The 15,505-nt window shown below is 74.9% G+C and carries 14 protein-coding genes and 1 CRISPR repeat array (1 of these 15 cut by a window edge); of the genes, 9 read left to right on the top strand and 5 right to left on the bottom strand.

All coding sequences use genetic code 11. The features are described from left to right. Nucleotides 1–1,446: a CRISPR direct-repeat array (repeat unit 29 nt; unit sequence GTCGGCCCCGCGCTCGCGGGGGTTGCTCC) (it extends 111 nt beyond the left edge of the window). Between the two features lie 567 nt (nucleotides 1,447–2,013). From ACIO5D_RS00070 to ACIO5D_RS00045, 6 genes are all read left to right on the top strand, one after another. Next, nucleotides 2,014–2,205: a YegP family protein gene (locus tag ACIO5D_RS00070; protein WP_400651337.1), complete on the top strand. Its 192-nt coding sequence runs from the start codon at nucleotides 2,014–2,016 to the stop codon at nucleotides 2,203–2,205. 122 nt (nucleotides 2,206–2,327) lie between these two features. After that, on the top strand, nucleotides 2,328–3,572 hold the full coding sequence (locus ACIO5D_RS00065; RefSeq protein WP_400651334.1) for a glycosyltransferase family 4 protein: 1,245 nt from the start codon (nucleotides 2,328–2,330) through the stop codon (nucleotides 3,570–3,572). Beyond that, on the top strand, nucleotides 3,569–4,852 hold the full coding sequence (locus tag ACIO5D_RS00060) for a glycosyltransferase (protein ID WP_400793340.1): 1,284 nt from the start codon (nucleotides 3,569–3,571) through the stop codon (nucleotides 4,850–4,852). Before ACIO5D_RS00065 ends, ACIO5D_RS00060 begins: the two co-directional genes overlap by 4 nt. Next, complete coding sequence (locus ACIO5D_RS00055) at nucleotides 4,849–5,748, top strand: SGNH/GDSL hydrolase family protein (protein WP_400793338.1); 900 nt, start codon at nucleotides 4,849–4,851, stop codon at nucleotides 5,746–5,748. Before ACIO5D_RS00060 ends, ACIO5D_RS00055 begins: the two co-directional genes overlap by 4 nt. A gap of 148 nt (nucleotides 5,749–5,896) precedes the next feature. After that, nucleotides 5,897–7,045: an NUDIX hydrolase gene (locus tag ACIO5D_RS00050; RefSeq protein WP_400793336.1), complete on the top strand. Its 1,149-nt coding sequence runs from the start codon at nucleotides 5,897–5,899 to the stop codon at nucleotides 7,043–7,045. Between the two features lie 37 nt (nucleotides 7,046–7,082). Beyond that, on the top strand, nucleotides 7,083–7,469 hold the full coding sequence (locus tag ACIO5D_RS00045) for a DUF6188 family protein (RefSeq protein ID WP_400793334.1): 387 nt from the start codon (nucleotides 7,083–7,085) through the stop codon (nucleotides 7,467–7,469). Nucleotides 7,470–7,581: 112 nt separating this feature from the next. Here ACIO5D_RS00045 and ACIO5D_RS00040 read toward each other — a convergent pair whose 3' ends face one another. From ACIO5D_RS00040 to ACIO5D_RS00020, 5 genes are all read right to left on the bottom strand, one after another. Then, nucleotides 7,582–7,956, bottom strand: coding sequence for a hypothetical protein (locus ACIO5D_RS00040; RefSeq protein ID WP_363613823.1), 375 nt, complete (start codon nucleotides 7,954–7,956; stop codon nucleotides 7,582–7,584). A 68-nt stretch (nucleotides 7,957–8,024) separates the two neighbouring features. Beyond that, a complete protein-coding gene (locus tag ACIO5D_RS00035; RefSeq protein WP_400651322.1) occupies nucleotides 8,025–8,420 on the bottom strand; it encodes a roadblock/LC7 domain-containing protein in 396 nt (131 codons plus the stop codon). 82 nt (nucleotides 8,421–8,502) lie between these two features. After that, nucleotides 8,503–9,576: a hypothetical protein gene (locus tag ACIO5D_RS00030; protein ID WP_400793332.1), complete on the bottom strand. Its 1,074-nt coding sequence runs from the start codon at nucleotides 9,574–9,576 to the stop codon at nucleotides 8,503–8,505. A gap of 94 nt (nucleotides 9,577–9,670) precedes the next feature. After that, nucleotides 9,671–10,054, bottom strand: coding sequence for a hypothetical protein (locus tag ACIO5D_RS00025; protein ID WP_363613817.1), 384 nt, complete (start codon nucleotides 10,052–10,054; stop codon nucleotides 9,671–9,673). A gap of 691 nt (nucleotides 10,055–10,745) precedes the next feature. Beyond that, nucleotides 10,746–11,363, bottom strand: a complete 618-nt coding sequence (locus ACIO5D_RS00020; RefSeq protein WP_363613815.1) for a TetR/AcrR family transcriptional regulator C-terminal domain-containing protein — start codon at nucleotides 11,361–11,363, stop codon at nucleotides 10,746–10,748. Nucleotides 11,364–11,594: 231 nt separating this feature from the next. Here ACIO5D_RS00020 and ACIO5D_RS00015 point away from each other — a divergent pair, with 231 nt between their 5' ends. The 3 genes from ACIO5D_RS00015 to ACIO5D_RS00005 form a co-directional block, all read left to right on the top strand. After that, nucleotides 11,595–13,208, top strand: a complete 1,614-nt coding sequence (locus ACIO5D_RS00015) for an amidohydrolase (RefSeq protein WP_400651316.1) — start codon at nucleotides 11,595–11,597, stop codon at nucleotides 13,206–13,208. Between the two features lie 323 nt (nucleotides 13,209–13,531). Next, nucleotides 13,532–15,052 carry an APC family permease gene (locus ACIO5D_RS00010; RefSeq protein WP_363613811.1) on the top strand — a complete coding sequence of 507 codons (1,521 nt, stop codon included), beginning with the start codon at nucleotides 13,532–13,534 and terminating at the stop codon, nucleotides 15,050–15,052. 256 nt (nucleotides 15,053–15,308) lie between these two features. Next, a partial coding sequence (locus tag ACIO5D_RS00005) for an alcohol dehydrogenase catalytic domain-containing protein (RefSeq protein WP_363613809.1) occupies nucleotides 15,309–15,505 on the top strand: 197 nt, incomplete at its 3' end.

The raw sequence follows: 15,505 nt of genomic DNA, 5'->3' as shown, positions 1-15,505 counted from the left end.
GGCGTCGGCCGGTCGGCCCCGCGCTCGCGGGGGTTGCTCCGCATCAGGCCGCCGCGCGCTGCGGGCGGGGGCGTCGGCCCCGCGCTCGCGGGGGTTGCTCCAGGGCGTCACGGACGTCAGCAAGGCGTCCCACGTCGGCCCCGCGCTCGCGGGGGTTGCTCCTTCACCCCGATCGGGCTGCTGCTGAGTCACTGGTCGGCCCCGCGCTCGCGGGGGTTGCTCGCTGGCCCGAGGTGCGAAGGGCCGCACGCCCTTGTCGGCCCCGCGCTCGCGGGGGTTGCTCCAGGCGCGTGGACTCCTTGTCGCGCGACATGGCGTCGGCCCCGCGCTCGCGGGGGTTGCTCCGGGCCAGCCGGGAAGCGGGCCGCCGCGGCGGCGTCGGCCCCGCGCTCGCGGGGGTTGCTCCGAAGGCCCGCATCCCCGTCTCCGGGGGTGCGGGTCGGCCCCGCGCTCGCGGGGGTTGCTCCTGGACAGGCGCCGGCCTGCTGACCGACCGACGGTCGGCCCCGCGCTCGCGGGGGTTGCTCCGGTGCTGCGTGGTGTTCTCGTGCTTGGCGTCCGTCGGCCCCGCGCTCGCGGGGGTTGCTCCATCTTCCGCGTGGACGTGCCGCCGATCGACCAGTCGGCCCCGCGCTCGCGGGGGTTGCTCCGCATCGTCTCCCGCCTCATGGAGATGACCGACGTCGGCCCCGCGCTCGCGGGGGTTGCTCCCAGGCTGACGGCCCGGGGGATACGGAGGACAGGTCGGCCCCGCGCTCGCGGGGGTTGCTCCCTTCCTCATGTGGATGTGGTAGTGGCCCGGTCGTCGGCCCCGCGCTCGCGGGGGTTGCTCGTGGGACGTTTGCCGTGTGTACCGGTCGACGGACGTCGGCCCCGCGCTCGCGGGGGTTGCTCCCCGGCCCTGGAGCGCGGCGAGTTCACCATCGAGTCGGCCCCGCGCTCGCGGGGGTTGCTCCCGGTTGAGATGACCGGTGGCCTCTGCAGCACGGTCGGCCCCGCGCTCGCGGGGGTTGCTCCGTCACCCGCTTCGCGATGAGCCACGACATCCCGTCGGCCCCGCGCTCGCGGGGGTTGCTCCTACCAGCCACCGCCGCAGCGTCAGGTCGTCAAGTCGGCCCCGCGCTCGCGGGGGTTGCTCCTCGGCCTTGGCGGCGGTGGGCAGGTGGTAGAGGTCGGCCCCGCGCTCGCGGGGGTTGCTCCTCGGCCTTGGCGGCGGTGGGCAGGTGGTAGAGGTCGGCCCCGCGCTCGCGGGGGTTGCTCCCCGCAGCAGGAGCCGTCACATCGCCGACCGTCGGTCGGCCCCGCGCTCGCGGGGGTTGCTCCTGTGTTGTTGATGACGGCCTGGCCAAGGACCGGTCGACCCCGCGCTCGCGGGGGTTGCTCGTTCTCGACGGCGTCCAGTTCGCCGGGGCGCAAGTCGGCCCCGCGCTCGCGGGGGTTGCTCCTAGCCACCTCTGCCATGGAGTTCTTCGTCCGGCCAAGGTCATGATGTGGACACCGCAACTCGTCGGCCGGTTCGTCGACGCCACGCCGACCACGCGCTATCCGATCTGGGGCACTTCATGGCTTTCGAGGACCACGCCGAACGAGGCTGCGCCCGGCCCTGGAGCGAAGTCGGTCTGGTCGAGCGCCAGTGCACGATCAACCAGCAGGCCGCAACCCGGCCGACGCCTGCGGCGACGGATCCGCCCACCAGCCCGGAGCTCGCGGCGATATGCAGCGTCCGTGCGAAGAAGACCGGCGGGAATCGGGGGCAGCCGATTCCCGCCCGGGCCGCGGAGGCTGCCGAAGGTGGTGACCGGCGCCGTGTCGGTCGCCACCTTTCTCCACCCTGGGGTGCTCGGGTGGGCAGGGCTGCGGCCGCAGCCCCGGGGAGGGGCCTCCGGCGGCTTCGGGTCCGGCGCGGCCGATCGGTGTTCGGTGACCCGGATGGCTCATCTGGCGTGCGGTGAAAGGGATTTGGACCTACGGTGCCGTTCGAGGGGGCTACCCGCACGAGAGGTATCAACTGCCATGGCAGGAAAGTTCGAACTTTACACCGATGAGAGCGGCATGCACCGGTTCCGGCTCAAGGCGAGCAACGGGTCCGTCGTGGTGACGGGCGACCCGTACGAGAACCGGGACGACTGCATCAGGAGCATCGAGTCGATCAGGAAGCTCGCGCCCTACGCGGAGCTCAAGGAGACGGCGGCCGGTCCGGCCTGAGGCTCCGAGCGGCCCTGTCGCAGGCAGGACGGCGGGTCGGTGGTGCAAATCGCCGACCCGCGTTCGTTTGCGCGACAGATCCCTTTGGCCGCGTGCACGCCGGGCCCGGACAGAACACTGGCATGCGCGTCGTCATCGTCACCGAATCCTTCCCGCCCGAGGTCAACGGAGTCGCCCACAGCGTGCTGCGGACGGCCGAGCATCTGGTCCGCCGGGGTCACCAGCCGCTCGTCATCACCCCGGCTCCCGCGCACGGCGCCGACTGCCCGCCGCACACCTTCGGGGCCGGCCCCGGGGCGGCCGAGCTGCCGGTGGTCCGGATCCCGTCCGTCCCGCTGCCCGGTTATCCGCAGGTCAGGATCGCCCTGCCCAGCCGCCGGCTGGGTGCCGCCATCGCCGGGCACCGGCCCGATCTGGTGCACCTGGCCAGCCCGTTCGTGCTCGGCGCGCGCGGTGTGCAGGCCGCCGCCCGGCTCGGTGTCCCGGCCGTCGCCGTGTACCAGACCGATCTCGCCGGGTACGCGCACGCCTACCGGGCCGGGCGCGGTCTCGGTGAGGCCGCCGCCTGGCACCGGATCCGGGCCGTCCACCGCGCCGCCGCGCGTACTCTCGCGCCGTCCACCCCGGCCGCGCAGGACCTCACCGCGCACGGGGTGCCGAGGGTCCAGCTGTGGCCGCGCGGGGTGGACTCGGTCCGCTTCCACCCGCGTCACCGTGACGAGGCACTGCACCGGGCGCTGGCCCCCGGCGGGGAGGTGCTGGTCGGGTACGTCGGGCGGCTCGCGCCGGAGAAGCGGGTCGACCTGCTGGCGGCCGCCTCGGCGCTGCCCGGGGTGCGGGTCGTGGTGATCGGCGACGGGCCGTCGGCGCCCGGGCTGAAGGCCGCGCTGCCCGGCGCGGTCTTCCTCGGCCGCCGTACCGGGGACGAACTCGCCCGCTGCTTCGCCACCTTGGACGTGTTCGTGCACACCGGCCCGCTGGAGACCTTCTGTCAGACCATCCAGGAGGCGATGGCCAGCGGCGTCCCGGTGGTCGGTCCGGCCGCCGGCGGTCCGCTGGACCTGGTCGCGCACCGGCGGACCGGCCTGCTGGTGCCACCCCGGGACGGCGAGGCCGTCGCTCGGGCGGTCGCGACGCTGGCCGGGGACAACGCGCTGCGGGCCGCCTACGGGCGCGCCGGACGGGCGGAGGTGACGGCCCGTACCTGGGAGGCGGTCGGCGATCTGCTGCTGCGGCACTACGCGGAGGTGCTGGCGGAGCACGGGGGCGGACCGGCGGAGGGGCCGTCGCTCGCCGCGGACCCGCCCGCGCCGGTGGCTGCACCCGCGGTGGCTTCGGCGGTGGTGACGGAGGGGCTGTCGGCATGACCGGGGACGCACTGCGGATCGTCAGGATCGCCAACTTCGTCACCCCGGTCTCGGGCGGGCTGCGGACGGCGCTGCGGCACCTCGGCGCCGGGTACCGGGCCGCCGGGCACCGGCCGGTACTGGTCGTGCCCGGCGCGACGCGGTCGGAGGAGGAGACCGGGCAGGGCCTGGTGGTCACCCTGCCCGGGCCGGTGCTGCCCGGCAGCGGCGGCTACCGGGTGCTCACCGACCGGCGGGCGGTGACCCACGAACTGACCCGGCTGGCGCCCGACCGGCTGGAGGTCTCGGACCGCACCACGCTGCGCTGGACGGGCGCCTGGGCACGGCGGCACGGCGTCCGCTCGGTGATGGTGTCGCACGAGAGCGCCGCCGGGCTGCTCCGCAACTGGGGCCTGCCCGGCCCGGTCGCCGACGCCGCCGCGGACCGGCTCAACGGCCGCACCGCGCGGGCGTACGACACCGTGGTCTGCACCACGGACTGGGCGGCCGCCGAGTTCCACCGCCTCGGCGTCCGAAACCTGGCACGCGCACCGCTCGGAGTGGACCTGACCGCCCTGCGCCCCCTCGCGGCCGACGAGCGGGCGTACGAGCGGGCGCGGTACGCGGAGCCGGCGCAGGTGCTGCTGGTGCTCTGCTCCCGGCTCTCGACGGAGAAGCGTCCCGAGCGTGCCGTCGAGGCCCTCGCCGCGCTGCGCTCGCGCGGCCTGCCGGCCGTCCTGGTGGTGGCCGGGACAGGACCGCTCCGGACGGGGCTTGCCGCCCGTGCCGCCCGACTGGGACTGCCCGTGCGCTTCCTCGGGCACGTGGCGGGGCGTGCCGCGCTGGCCCGGTTGCTGGGCTGCGCCGATGTGGTGCTCGCCCCCGGGCCGGTGGAGACCTTCGGGCTGGCCGCGATGGAGGCCCTGGCCTGCGGCACACCGGTGGCCGTCAGCCGCTCGTCGGCGCTCCCCGGGCTGGTCGGGCCGGCCGGGGCGGTGGCGGACGACAGCGGCGAGGGTTTCGCCGAGGCGGTCCGGGAGCTGTTGTCCCGCCCGCCGGACGCCCGGCGGGCCGCCGCCCGGGCCCGGGCCGAGCGGTTCGGCTGGCCGGCCGCGGTGGCGGCGTTCCTCGCCGCGCACGGGGCGCGGACAGGGGACCCGAGCGCCGGCGCGGACAGAAACGCGAACACGAACAGGAACGGGAACCCCGACGGGGGCGGGGCGCCGGTGGGGCTGCCGAGCGAGGACGCGGGCCGGGAGGCGGACCAGCCGGTCCGCCGCTCCGCCGGGGACGCCCGGTGAACGCGGGCGGACCGGCGGCGCTGGGGGCCGGCCGGCGCGGGGCCCCGGCCGGCGCCCGGCGGGTCGGCGGCCCCGTACGGTTCGTGGCGCTCGGGGACTCGCTCACGGAGGGGGTCGGCGACCCGGTCGCCGACGGGTGGCGTGGCTGGGCGGCGGTCCTGGCCCGGTCGTTGGCCCCGGCGGAGGTGGGCGTCGAGTTCACCAACCTCGCGCGCAGCGGCGCCCTGGCCGTCGACCTGGCGGCCGAGCAGCTGCCGGCCGCGCTCGCGCTGCGCCCGCAGCTGGCCGCCGTGGTGGTCGGGGGCAACGACACGCTGCGGGCCGGGTTCGACATCCGGCGCACGGCCCGGGAGTTGGACGCGGTGCTCGGCGAACTGTCCGGCAGCGGAGCACGGTTGCTCACCGCCTGTCTGCCCGACCCGGGCACCCTGCTACGGCTTCCGCAGCCGCTGGCCCGCCCGCTGGCACGACGGATGCACGCCGTGAACACGGTGGTGCACGCCCTCTCCGCGCGCCATCGGACCGTACACCTGCACCTCGCCGAACTGCCCTGGTCGGCGCAGCGGCACCTGCTGAGCGTGGACCGGCTGCACCCCAGCGCCGAGGGGCACCGGCTGATCGCCCGGCACTTCCACGAGCTGCTCGGCTCGGCCGGGCGTCCGCTCGGCCCCGCACCCGCCCCCGGCCCTGCCGGACCCCCGCCCGGCCGGGCCGCCGACCTGTGGTGGATGACCACCCGGGGCACCCGCTGGCTCGCCGCCCGCAGCACCGACCTCCTCCCCGGGCTGCTCGCCCTCGCCACGGTGGAGGGTGTCGCCCGGCTGCGGGGCACCACCGGCCGGTACGACGAGCAGATGGCCCGGGCGGCGGCCGCGGCGCTCGCCTCGCTGGGGTGACGCGCCCCGCCGGGCGACGGTGCGCCGCCGGGGTGACTCCGCGCCCGGCGGCGGGTCGGGTGACGGCGGGGAACCGCCGGGGTAGAAGTCAGTGTCGTTGCGGGGAACGGTCGGGCGTGCGCCCGGTCCGGCGGAGGGAGTTGCGTTGGTGGTCTCACCGCCTGCGGGCGATCAGGGTGCACCGGGTCAGGACGGGCGCGCCGGGCGCGAGTTGCTGGCCGCGGCCGGGGTGCTGTTCCCGGACGAACAGGGTCGGGTGCTGGTGGTGCGGCTGCCGTACGACCGGGAGCATCCGGTGGCCGTCCCCGGCGGGGGCTGGGAACCGCAGGACCTGTCGCCGCGCCGGACGGCCGTCCGGGAGATCGAGGAGGAGCTGGGGTTCACGCCCGGGCTGGGGCCGCTGGCCTGCGTGGACTGGACGCTGGACCACTTCCGCCCGCCGATCGCGGCGTACCTGTACTGGGCCGATCCGCTCACCCCGGCGCAGCTGGCCGCGATCACTCCGGACCCGGCCGAGGTCGGCGGCTGGGTCTGGCTGACGCCGGAGCAGGCCGGCCACGCGCTGCCGCCCCGGCTCTCCCGGCGGGTCACGGCCTGTCTGCGGGCCCCTCGCTCGGCCGGTCCGCTGGAGCTGGAGGACAGCCTGCCGGCCGGGCACACCCTCGACCACCTGACGGTCGAACCGCCGCCCAAGTACACCCGGCTGGCGGGGCTGCCCCTCACCGGGGCGGCCGCCCTGGCCGCGGTCCGTCCGGCGGCCGAACCCGTGCCCCCGCTGGACCGGGACACCTACATCGCCACCCGGCCCCGGATCCGGGCGAAGGCGCGGACGGTGTTCACCGACCGGTCCGGGCGCGTCCTGCTGGTGCGGCTCAGGCCCTGGCCGGGGACCGGGGGCGAGGTGCCGTACTGGGTGCTGCCGGGCGGCGGTATCGAGGCGGACCGCGAACTGCCCCGGGCGGCGGCCCGGCGCGAGGTCCGCGAGGAGCTGGGCTGGGACCGCGAGCCGGGCCGGCTGCTGGCCGTGGACTGGCTGCCCGGGCACGCGGCGGCCCCGGCGAGCGGGCGGGACACGGCCGTGCTGGTGTACCTCTTCGACGGGGGCACGGTGGCGGAGGACCGGCTCGCCTCGATCGCCCTGGCCGAGGACGAGTTGGCGGAGTGGCGGCTCTGCGCTCCGGCGGAGGCCCGGGCGCTGCTCTCCGACTCCTCCTGGGCCCGGACGGAGGCCGCCCTCGCCGCCCGCGCCAGGACCGGCGGGCCGGCCGAGCTGGTCCGGGGGCGGCCGGCGGACTGACCGGGCCCCGCGGTCCCCGGTGGGCCACACTGGGGGCATGACGAACGGGATCGGGAGTGTGCTGGCCGGTCGCCGGGTGGAGTCCGTCACTGGCGGCGCCCGGCTCGACATCACGCTCGCCGGGGCGGTGACGGTCCGGGTGACGCACGAGTTCAGGTTCGCCGTGCCGTCCGGGGTGGAGCGCTTCTACCCGGCGCTGACCGTCCGGCCGTCCGGCCCGCTGCTCGGGCTGGTGGGCCGGTCCGTCGGCGCCGCCCGGGTGACGATGGCGGGCGGGCTGGAGCTGGCCTTCGACGGGGGTGGCGAGCTGTCCGTTCCGCCGCACGCGCTGGTGGCACCGTGGAGCGTGTTCACCCCCGGTGGCACGGTCTGCTCCGGTCTGCCGGGTGGCGAGGTGGCGTGGGCGGAGCCCGAACCGCGGTGACCCGGGCGGTGGTTCACCACCGGGTGATCCGGGTGCGGGCCGGCACGGCGGCAGCCCCGGCGGGACCCCGCGCCGGGCGGTGCGGGGTCCGTACGCCGCCGGGCGAGCGCCGTCAGACCTCCAGGTCCGCCTCGATCCTGGTCAGTTGGTGACGGGCCATGGCCAGGTTGGCGCGGCTCTTGTCCAGCGCGAGGTAGAGGAAGAGGCCCTTGCCGCCCCGGCCGGTGAGCGGTCGGATCAGGTGGTACTGGCTGCTCAGCGTGATGAGGATGTCGTCGATGCCGTCCTGCAGGCCCAGCATGTCCATGGTGCGCATCTTGGCCCGGACCACGTCGGTGTTCCCGGCCGCGGCCACGTTGAGGTCGATGCCGCCGGGGCCGTCGAGCGTGGCGAGCGCCATACCGCTGTTGTAGTCCACGAGCGCGGCGCCGATGGCGCCCTCGATCACGGTCATGGCCTGCTTGAGCGCGCCTGCTGCGTCCGTCATGTCGGTCACTCCAGTTCGTTCGGTGGGTGCTGGTACTGGTGCTGGTGTTTCGGATGGGGCGGGCGCGGTCAGCCCACCTCCTTGGGGTCCTTGGGCGCGAGGGTGTCGCTGAGGAGCGCGGCGACGCGCTGGGCGGAGCGACGGGCCTCCAGGTGCAGTCGGCCGACGTTCACGTCCGGGTGCGCCAGCAGGGTGAGCACGCAGCTGCCGCCCGCCGTGTAGGTGGCGACATAGCCGTTCTCACCGCGGACCAGCGACTCCCGGAACTCCCCCTGTCCGGTGGTATCGGCTAGCCGCTGCGCCAGTCCGAGGGAGGCGGCCGTCATGGCCGCCAGGCCCGAGGGCTCGGTGCCGTGGGTGTCGTGCGCGACCAGCAGGCCGTCCACGCTGGCCACCAGACCGCCCGCGAGGTGCGGGACCCGATGCCTGAGGGCGCGGAGCTCGGCCAGCAACTCGGTCTCCAAGGCGATCAGTTGTCTCCTTCCGACACGCTGCTTGAGCGCCCGCCTCATGACCGCGAGGGCGGGGTCGCGGGCGGAGAGTGGTTCAAAGTCGGGCCTCCAGAAGGGTCAGGACCCGGGTCAGCAGCGCGATGTCCGGGTCGGGGGCGGTCAGCGGGTGGGCCGCTGCCGTGGTCGGTGGGTGGGCCGCCCGGACGGGCCCGGCCTGGGCCGGCCCGGTCAGTGTGGCCCCGGGAACGCGGCGGTGGAGCCCGCCGGCGGTGCGGCCGGGGGCGGCACGGTCGGCAGGGCTCCGGTCGGAGGAACTCCGGTCGGAGGTGGTGCCGCCGGACGGGGCGGCGTGGCGGGGACCGCCGCGCCCCGGGGTGCCGCAGCCGGGCGTGGCGAGCAGTCCGGCGGCGGCGAGGCGGCGGACGTCGGCCGTGGTGGCGAAGGCCGAGTGACCGAGCAGCCGGGCCAGCTCCCCCGGGGTCCTTCGGCCGTCCGCGTGGTCGAGCAGTTCGCGCTGGCGGCGGCTGGGCGAGCGGCGGTACCGGCCTCGGGCACCTGGTCCGGCACACGCCTCGCGGCTCTCGGGGATCCCCGCCTCGGACGGGCGGACCGGCTCGGTGTCGAGCTGCGGCCAGGGCCAGATGCGCTCCAGCAGCTGACGCCTGCGCTCGACCTCGCGGCGCAGCCGGTGGGCGCCGACCGCCGTCACCGGGCCGAGCCAGTGCCGCACGCCCGGTTCGAAGCGCCAGGGCCCGGCGGTGGCATCGAGGACGAAGAAGGCCGCGTCGTAGAGCGCCCCGAGGTGACAGAGCTCGAGCTCGCCGCGGGTGAGCCGGCCCTCCTCGACCAGGGCGTCGCCGACCCGGCAGCGCGGGCCGTGGACGCGGAGGATCTCCTGCCAGGCCTCGGGGGTGATCCGGCCGCAGCCGGTCAGCAGGGCGGCCAGGTCGGGCGCACGGTCGGATTCGGCGTGCACCACCTGGCCGGCGGCGAGGTAGACCGTGCCGGCGGGGCCGCGCAGGGCGCCGGTGGCCCTCTCCCCGGCCAGTCGCTCGACGGCGTCGGCCGGAGTGGCCGGGGCCTCCTGGACAGCCGGGGCGCCCTGGGGCTCCCGGGCGGCCGGGTGGCGCGCCGGCGCGGCGCCGAGTGGCGACGATGTAGCGTTCATGCCAACCACCTCCGGTCGTCGGACAGTTGACGCGATGGCCGAATCCTGACGGCGAATGCCGGACACCCGGCCGACCGGGCCGCGAGCAGGCGCATCACCCCAGCACCAGCTCCTCGGCGAGCGCCTGGAGGCGATACCGGGCCGCGGCGAGGTTGCCCTCCGAGCGGTCCAGCCAGAGGTGCAGGACGAGCCGGCTGTCGAAGACGGTATCGATGAAGCAAAGGAGGTGGTAGCTACGGCCCGCGGTGACGATGATGTCCTGCAACGGCGCACGCTTGTCCTCCGCCCCGGTGAAGGTCTGGCTCTCAACAGCCGCCCGCACCAAGTCGGTTGCCTCCGCCGCCGCGGTCTCGTGCTCTCCGGTGGGGCTGATTCCGAGGCTGCCGAGGGCAAGTCCGCTGCTCCAGTCGACCAGGCTCGCGGAGCGGGCACCGGCGATCGCCATCGCCCCGGACAGGCATTCGTCGATACCCGGCACACCGGCTCCTTCGGAGGGTTCTGGGGTAGCCGGAGACGCTGGGCAGACACCGGCCGAACTGCCACGACCGGTGGCTGGTTCGACACGGAAGGCTACTGCCGGATTCCATATGACGAACATTCCAATGGCATATTCACATCACAACCGACCACTTCCAGCCAATCTATGACGGCACGTCAGGCGTGACGACCCGACGAACCCGCTGGCCGAACCGGAGGATGGAGAGCGGCCCACCGGCCCACCTGGATCGGGACCTTGGCCGATTGTCGGCCGCTCCACAGGGTTTCGAACGCCCGATGCGCTAAGGCCGGCCACCCCCGCACCCGGGCACGGGAACCGGATTCCGCCGCCGGGCGTCCGAACGCCCGGGAAACGACAAAGCGGCCGTTCCGGGAAGGAACGGCCGCCTTGGGGTGGAGCGCCAGGCCCGGGTCGAACGGACTCTTCCTACTGAAAGTAGGACGTGCTCCGGTAGCACCTCTGACGCCTGTTCGAGAGATCATTTCCTCTCGACGAGTAGAACATTAGCAGGTCATCACACCTGATCAGAAATCGAACGAGAGGAGGCCGCGGATGGAACCGGCAGAGCTTCAGCGGCGCGCGACGCGCATCCACGACCGGTACGACGAGCCGAACCGGCGGGAGCGCGGGCAGGTCCGGACCAGGAAGGAGTTCATGGGCGACAGGACGGTCAGCACCTCGCGGACAGCAGCGCGCGGTAGCCGGCGATCAGGGCGGTGAGCCCCAGCTCGAAGGCCTGGTCGGCGCGGTGACGGCCGGTGGGAACGGCCTCCAGGGCGGCGGCCAGGCGCGGGGTGGTGCCGCGTTCGACGGCGTCGACCATGACGGCGGGGGCGACCAGGTCGAGCGCGGAGCCGAGGATGAAACTCTCCAGCGCGGTGATCACGCTCATCACGTCCTGCGGCGCGAAGCCCGCGCCCTCCAGGGTGGTGACGGCGCGCTCGTACAGCTCGTGCATGAACGATTCGGCGAGCGGGGCCGTGGCGAGCAGCCGGATGATGCCGGGGTGCTCGGCGAAGGCGTCGCGGTAGGCGTGCGCCCAGGTGCGCAGCGCGTCGTCCCAGGGCTGGTCCCACATGGACTGCTCGCCGATGGTGCGGACGAGTTCGGCGCGCATCAGGGCGACGATCTCGGCCCGGCCGGCCACGTGGTGGTAGAGCGCCGAGGGGCTCACCTTGAGCGTCCCGGCGAGGGCCGGGATGGTGAGATCGCCCGCCTCGTCCACCAGCCGCAGCGCGGCGTCCACGATGCGCTGCCGGTCCAACAGTGGTGTGCGCGGCCTGGCCATGCGCGTCCCCGCCCTTCGCTTCCGCTTCCCGTCCGGACCGTCCGTCCGCACGACTCGTCCGCGCGGCCCGTCCGCGCGGCCCGGCAGGACGATCATCACTCAAGATCATCGTTACCAAAATATAACCGAATGACTTTCAATAAAACTCTTCCGCAGCTCGCGGCAACGCGCCTACGGTAACCGAACCCCATTCGGTTAGACAGGTCACACTGGGAGAGGACGCACCCCCGCATGCGTGCCGACACGATCTTCACCGGAGGCCGGATCCACACCGGCGACCCCGCGAACCCGCACACCACCGCCCTGGCCGTCACCGCCGGCCGGATCACCGCCCTCGGCGCGGAGGCCCTGGCCCTGCGCGGCGAACGGACCGAGACCGTCGACCTGGCCGGCGGCGCGCTGCTGCCGTCCTGGGGCGACGGCCACGTCCACCCGCTGCTCGGCGGTATCGGTCTGCGCGGCGTACCCGTCCGCGACTGCACCAGCCTCGAGGAGGTCGTCGAGGCCGTCCGGCTCTGGGCCGAGCAGCACCCCGAGGCCGAGTGGATCACCGGCGACGCCTTCGACCCGTGGCTCGCCGAGGGGGGCCTGTTCGACGCCGCGCTGCTCGACGCCGTCGTCCCCGACCGCCCGGTGCTGCTGCGAACCATGGACCACCACACCGGCTGGGCCAACAGCGAGGCCCTGCGCCGGGCCGGCTACACCGCCCGCACGCCCCAGCCCGTCAACGGCGAGATCGTCCGCCGCCCCGACGGCAGCCCGCTCGGCACCCTGCGCGAGTTCGGCGCGCTCAACCCCGTACGCGCCCTCGTCCCGCTGCCCGAGCTCGACGAACAGGTCGCCGCCCTGCGCGACACCACCACGGCGCTCGCCTCCGCCGGCATCACCTGGATCCAGGACGCCTGGGTCGAACCCGCCCAGGTCGACACCTGGCTCGCCGCCGTCCGGGACGGCCACCCGCTGGCCGTCCGGGCCGGGCTCGGCCTGCTGCTGGAGCCGGACGGCTGGCGCGAGCGGCTGCCCGGCCTGGCCGCCGACCGGGCCCGGATCGAGGCCGAGGGCGGCGGGCAGCTCACCGCCCGGGCGATCAAGTTCTTCGCCGACGGCGTCATCGAGTCCGGCACCGCCGCGCTGCTGGAGCCGTACAGCGACTGCCCGCACTCGCACGGCGTCGCCAACTGGACCGGCGACGAACTGGCCGAGGCCGTCACCGCCGTGGACGCGCTCGGCTTCCAGCCGCACATCCACGCCATCGGCGACCACGGCGTCCGGATCGCCCTGGACGCCGTCGAGGCCACCGCCCGCCGCAACGGCCCCCGCGCCCGCCGCCCCGTGATCGCCCACGTCCAGCTGGTCGACCCGGCAGACCTGCCGCGCTTCGCCGAACTCGGCGTGATCGCCAACTTCGAACCGCTCTGGGCCCAGACCGACCCGCTGATGACCCAGCTCACCCTCCCCCGGCTCGGCCCCGAGCGCGGCGCCCGTCAGTACCAGATCGCCGCCCTGCTGCGCAGCGGCGCCCGGGTCTCCTTCGGCAGCGACTGGCCGGTCACCCGGTACGAGCCGCTGGCGGGCCTCGCGACCGCCGTCACCCGGCAGACCCCGGACGGCCTGCCGGACGGCGGCTGGGTCCCCGAGGAGCGGATCGGCCTCACCGAGGCGCTCGCCGCGTACTCGGCCGGGGTGGCGCACCAGGCGTTCGAGGAGGACGACTGGGGCGTGCTGCGGCCCGGTATGCGCGCCGACCTGGTGCAGCTGGCCGCCGACCCGTACGAGGTGGCGCCCGGCGAACTGGCCGAGGTCGCGGTGCTGGGCACCTGGCTCGGCGGGCGGCGTACGCACTGACCTGACCGACCCCACCTGCACCACTTGTCCCAGCTGCACCACCTGCCGTAGCCGGCCCGGCCCGGAGCGGCGCTGCCGGGGGCGGGCGGGCCCCGGGCCCCACCCCGGGCGCTCCCTCGCGCTCCCGGCGCTCGCGCCTCGCTCCGAGCGCCCCCTCCCACCCCCGCGCCCACGTCCCACCCCGGGCGCCCCGCGGGCGCCCCCATCCGCGGCGCCGTCGTACCGCGTCTCCCCGCTCGCACCACTCACGGCCGTGCCCGTCCTCGGCACCGTCCGGCCGGATCGTCCTACCCTCGTTCGTACGACCCCAGGAGAGCTCCCCCATGAACCTGCCCTCCGACGCGGCCACCCCGGCCGCCACCCCCACTCCGACCAGGCCGCCCACCACCGCCACGTCGGGGACGGCCCCGGCCACCGGGTCCCGGCTCGGGCGCGGCGTCCTCGGCACCGGCGACATCGTCTTCTTCGTCGTGGCCGCGGCCGCGCCGCTGACCGTGATGGCCGGGGTGGCACCCTTCGCGATCGCCTTCGGCGGCATCGGCGCACCCGTGGCCTACCTGGCCACCGGCGTCATCCTGGCCCTGTTCGCGGTCGGCTTCACCACGATGACCGCTCATGTGAAGAACGCCGGCGCGTTCTACGCGTACGTCACCCGCGGCCTCGGGCGACCGGCCGGTCTCGGGGCCGCGCTGCTCGCCGTGTTCTCGTACAACGCCATCCAGATCGGCATGTTCGGCGCCTTCGGCTACTTCGCCCACACCACCGCCGCCGACCTGCTCGGTCTCGACCTGCCCTGGCCGGTCTGGGCACTGATCGGGGTCGCGGTGGTCTGGTTCCTCGGCTACCGCTCGATAGACCTCGGTGCCAAGGTGCTCGGCGCGCTGCTGATCGCCGAGACCGGCATCCTGCTGGTCCTCGCCGTCGCCGTCCTGCTCAAGGGCGGGGCGCACGGCCTGAGCCTCTCCTCGCTCGCCCCTGGCAACGTCTTCTCCGGCGGGATGGGCGGCGTGCTCGGCCTCTCCTTCGCGGCCTTCGTCGGCTTCGAGGCCACCGCGATCTACCGCGAGGAGGCCCGCGAGCCGCACCGCACCGTGCCCCGGGCCACGTACGCGGCGATCGCCTTCCTCGGCCTCTTCTACACCTTCATCACCTGGATGATCGTGCAGGCCTTCGGCGACGCGGAAGCCGTCGCGACCGCCACCGCCGACCCGGCCGGGATGTTCTTCACGGCGATGACCGACTACGTCGGTGCCTGGGCCACGGACGTGCAGCGGGTGCTGATCGTCACCAGCCTGCTGGCCGCCCTGCTGGCCTTCCACAACACGATCACCCGCTACGGCTACGCGCTCGCCGGTGAACAGGCCGCGCCCGCCGCCCTCGGGCGGGTCCACCCGAAGCACGGTTCGCCGTGGATCGGCGGCATCGTGCAGTCGGTGCTGGCCGCGGTCGCGGTCGTCGTGGCGGCGCTGATCGGGGCCGACCCGTACAACCAGTTCTTCCTCTGGGTGAACTCCCCCGGTGTGGTCGGCATCCTGCTGCTCCAGGCGCTGGCCGGGCTCGCCGTGTACGTCTTCTTCCGCCGCAACCGGGCCGCCGCCGCCAGCGCCGGTGTGTTCCGCACGGTGGTCGCCCCGCTCGGCGCGACCGTGCTGCTGTGCGGCGCGACCGCGCTGGTGGTCTGGCGGCTGGATCTGTTCACGGGCGCCGGGCCGGAGGTCAACTGGCCGCTGGTCGCGATCGTGCCGGTGGTCTTCCTGACCGGCGTCGGCATCGCGCTGCGGCTGCGCGCACGGCGGCCCGAGGTGTACGCCCGGCTGGGCACCACCGAGGTGGACGCGGCCTGAACCGCCGGGCGCTGTACGTTCCGCCGTATGGCGTCCCCCACCCGTTCGGCTCAGTCCGAGCTGCGGGCGATCCCTCTTTCGGGTGAAGCTGCTGGCGGCTGCGTCCTGTGCGCGGCCGCCAGAGCGCTCATCGTCTTTCGCGCTTTCACGTCTTTCGCATCGTGACGGCCGGCGCGCCGCCGCGGCTGTCGCGACATTCGTGTCCTCGCGTTCTCCACGGTGGGCGCACGCGCGCCGATCGTCCGAGGGAGAGACCATGAAGGCCGCCGTCGTCCGGGACTTCACCGCACCGCTGGTCATCGAAGACCGCCCGGTGCCCGCACCCGGCCCGCACCAGGTCCGGATCCGGCTCGAAGCCTCCGGGATCTGCCACACCGACATCCACGCCGCCCATGGTGACTGGCCCGTCAAGCCCAGTCCGCCGTTCGTGCCCGGCCACGAGGGTGTCGGCAT

This window comes from Kitasatospora sp. NPDC087315 (genome assembly GCF_044744345.1).
Taxonomy (GTDB): Bacteria; Actinomycetota; Actinomycetes; order Streptomycetales; family Streptomycetaceae; genus Kitasatospora.
This window is presented reverse-complemented; position numbering and strand designations above follow the sequence as displayed.

Coding starts and splice junctions, on each gene's coding strand:
- ACIO5D_RS00065 (WP_400651334.1), top strand. CDS start 2,328: ATGCGCGTCGTCATCGTCACCGAATCCTTCCCGCCCGAGGTCAACGGA.
- ACIO5D_RS00060 (WP_400793340.1), top strand. CDS start 3,569: ATGACCGGGGACGCACTGCGGATCGTCAGGATCGCCAACTTCGTCACC.
- ACIO5D_RS00010 (WP_363613811.1), top strand. CDS start 13,532: ATGAACCTGCCCTCCGACGCGGCCACCCCGGCCGCCACCCCCACTCCG.
- ACIO5D_RS00045 (WP_400793334.1), top strand. CDS start 7,083: ATGACGAACGGGATCGGGAGTGTGCTGGCCGGTCGCCGGGTGGAGTCC.
- ACIO5D_RS00030 (WP_400793332.1), bottom strand. CDS start 9,576: ATGAACGCTACATCGTCGCCACTCGGCGCCGCGCCGGCGCGCCACCCG.
- ACIO5D_RS00040 (WP_363613823.1), bottom strand. CDS start 7,956: ATGACGGACGCAGCAGGCGCGCTCAAGCAGGCCATGACCGTGATCGAG.
- ACIO5D_RS00070 (WP_400651337.1), top strand. CDS start 2,014: ATGGCAGGAAAGTTCGAACTTTACACCGATGAGAGCGGCATGCACCGG.
- ACIO5D_RS00020 (WP_363613815.1), bottom strand. CDS start 11,363: ATGGCCAGGCCGCGCACACCACTGTTGGACCGGCAGCGCATCGTGGAC.
- ACIO5D_RS00015 (WP_400651316.1), top strand. CDS start 11,595: ATGCGTGCCGACACGATCTTCACCGGAGGCCGGATCCACACCGGCGAC.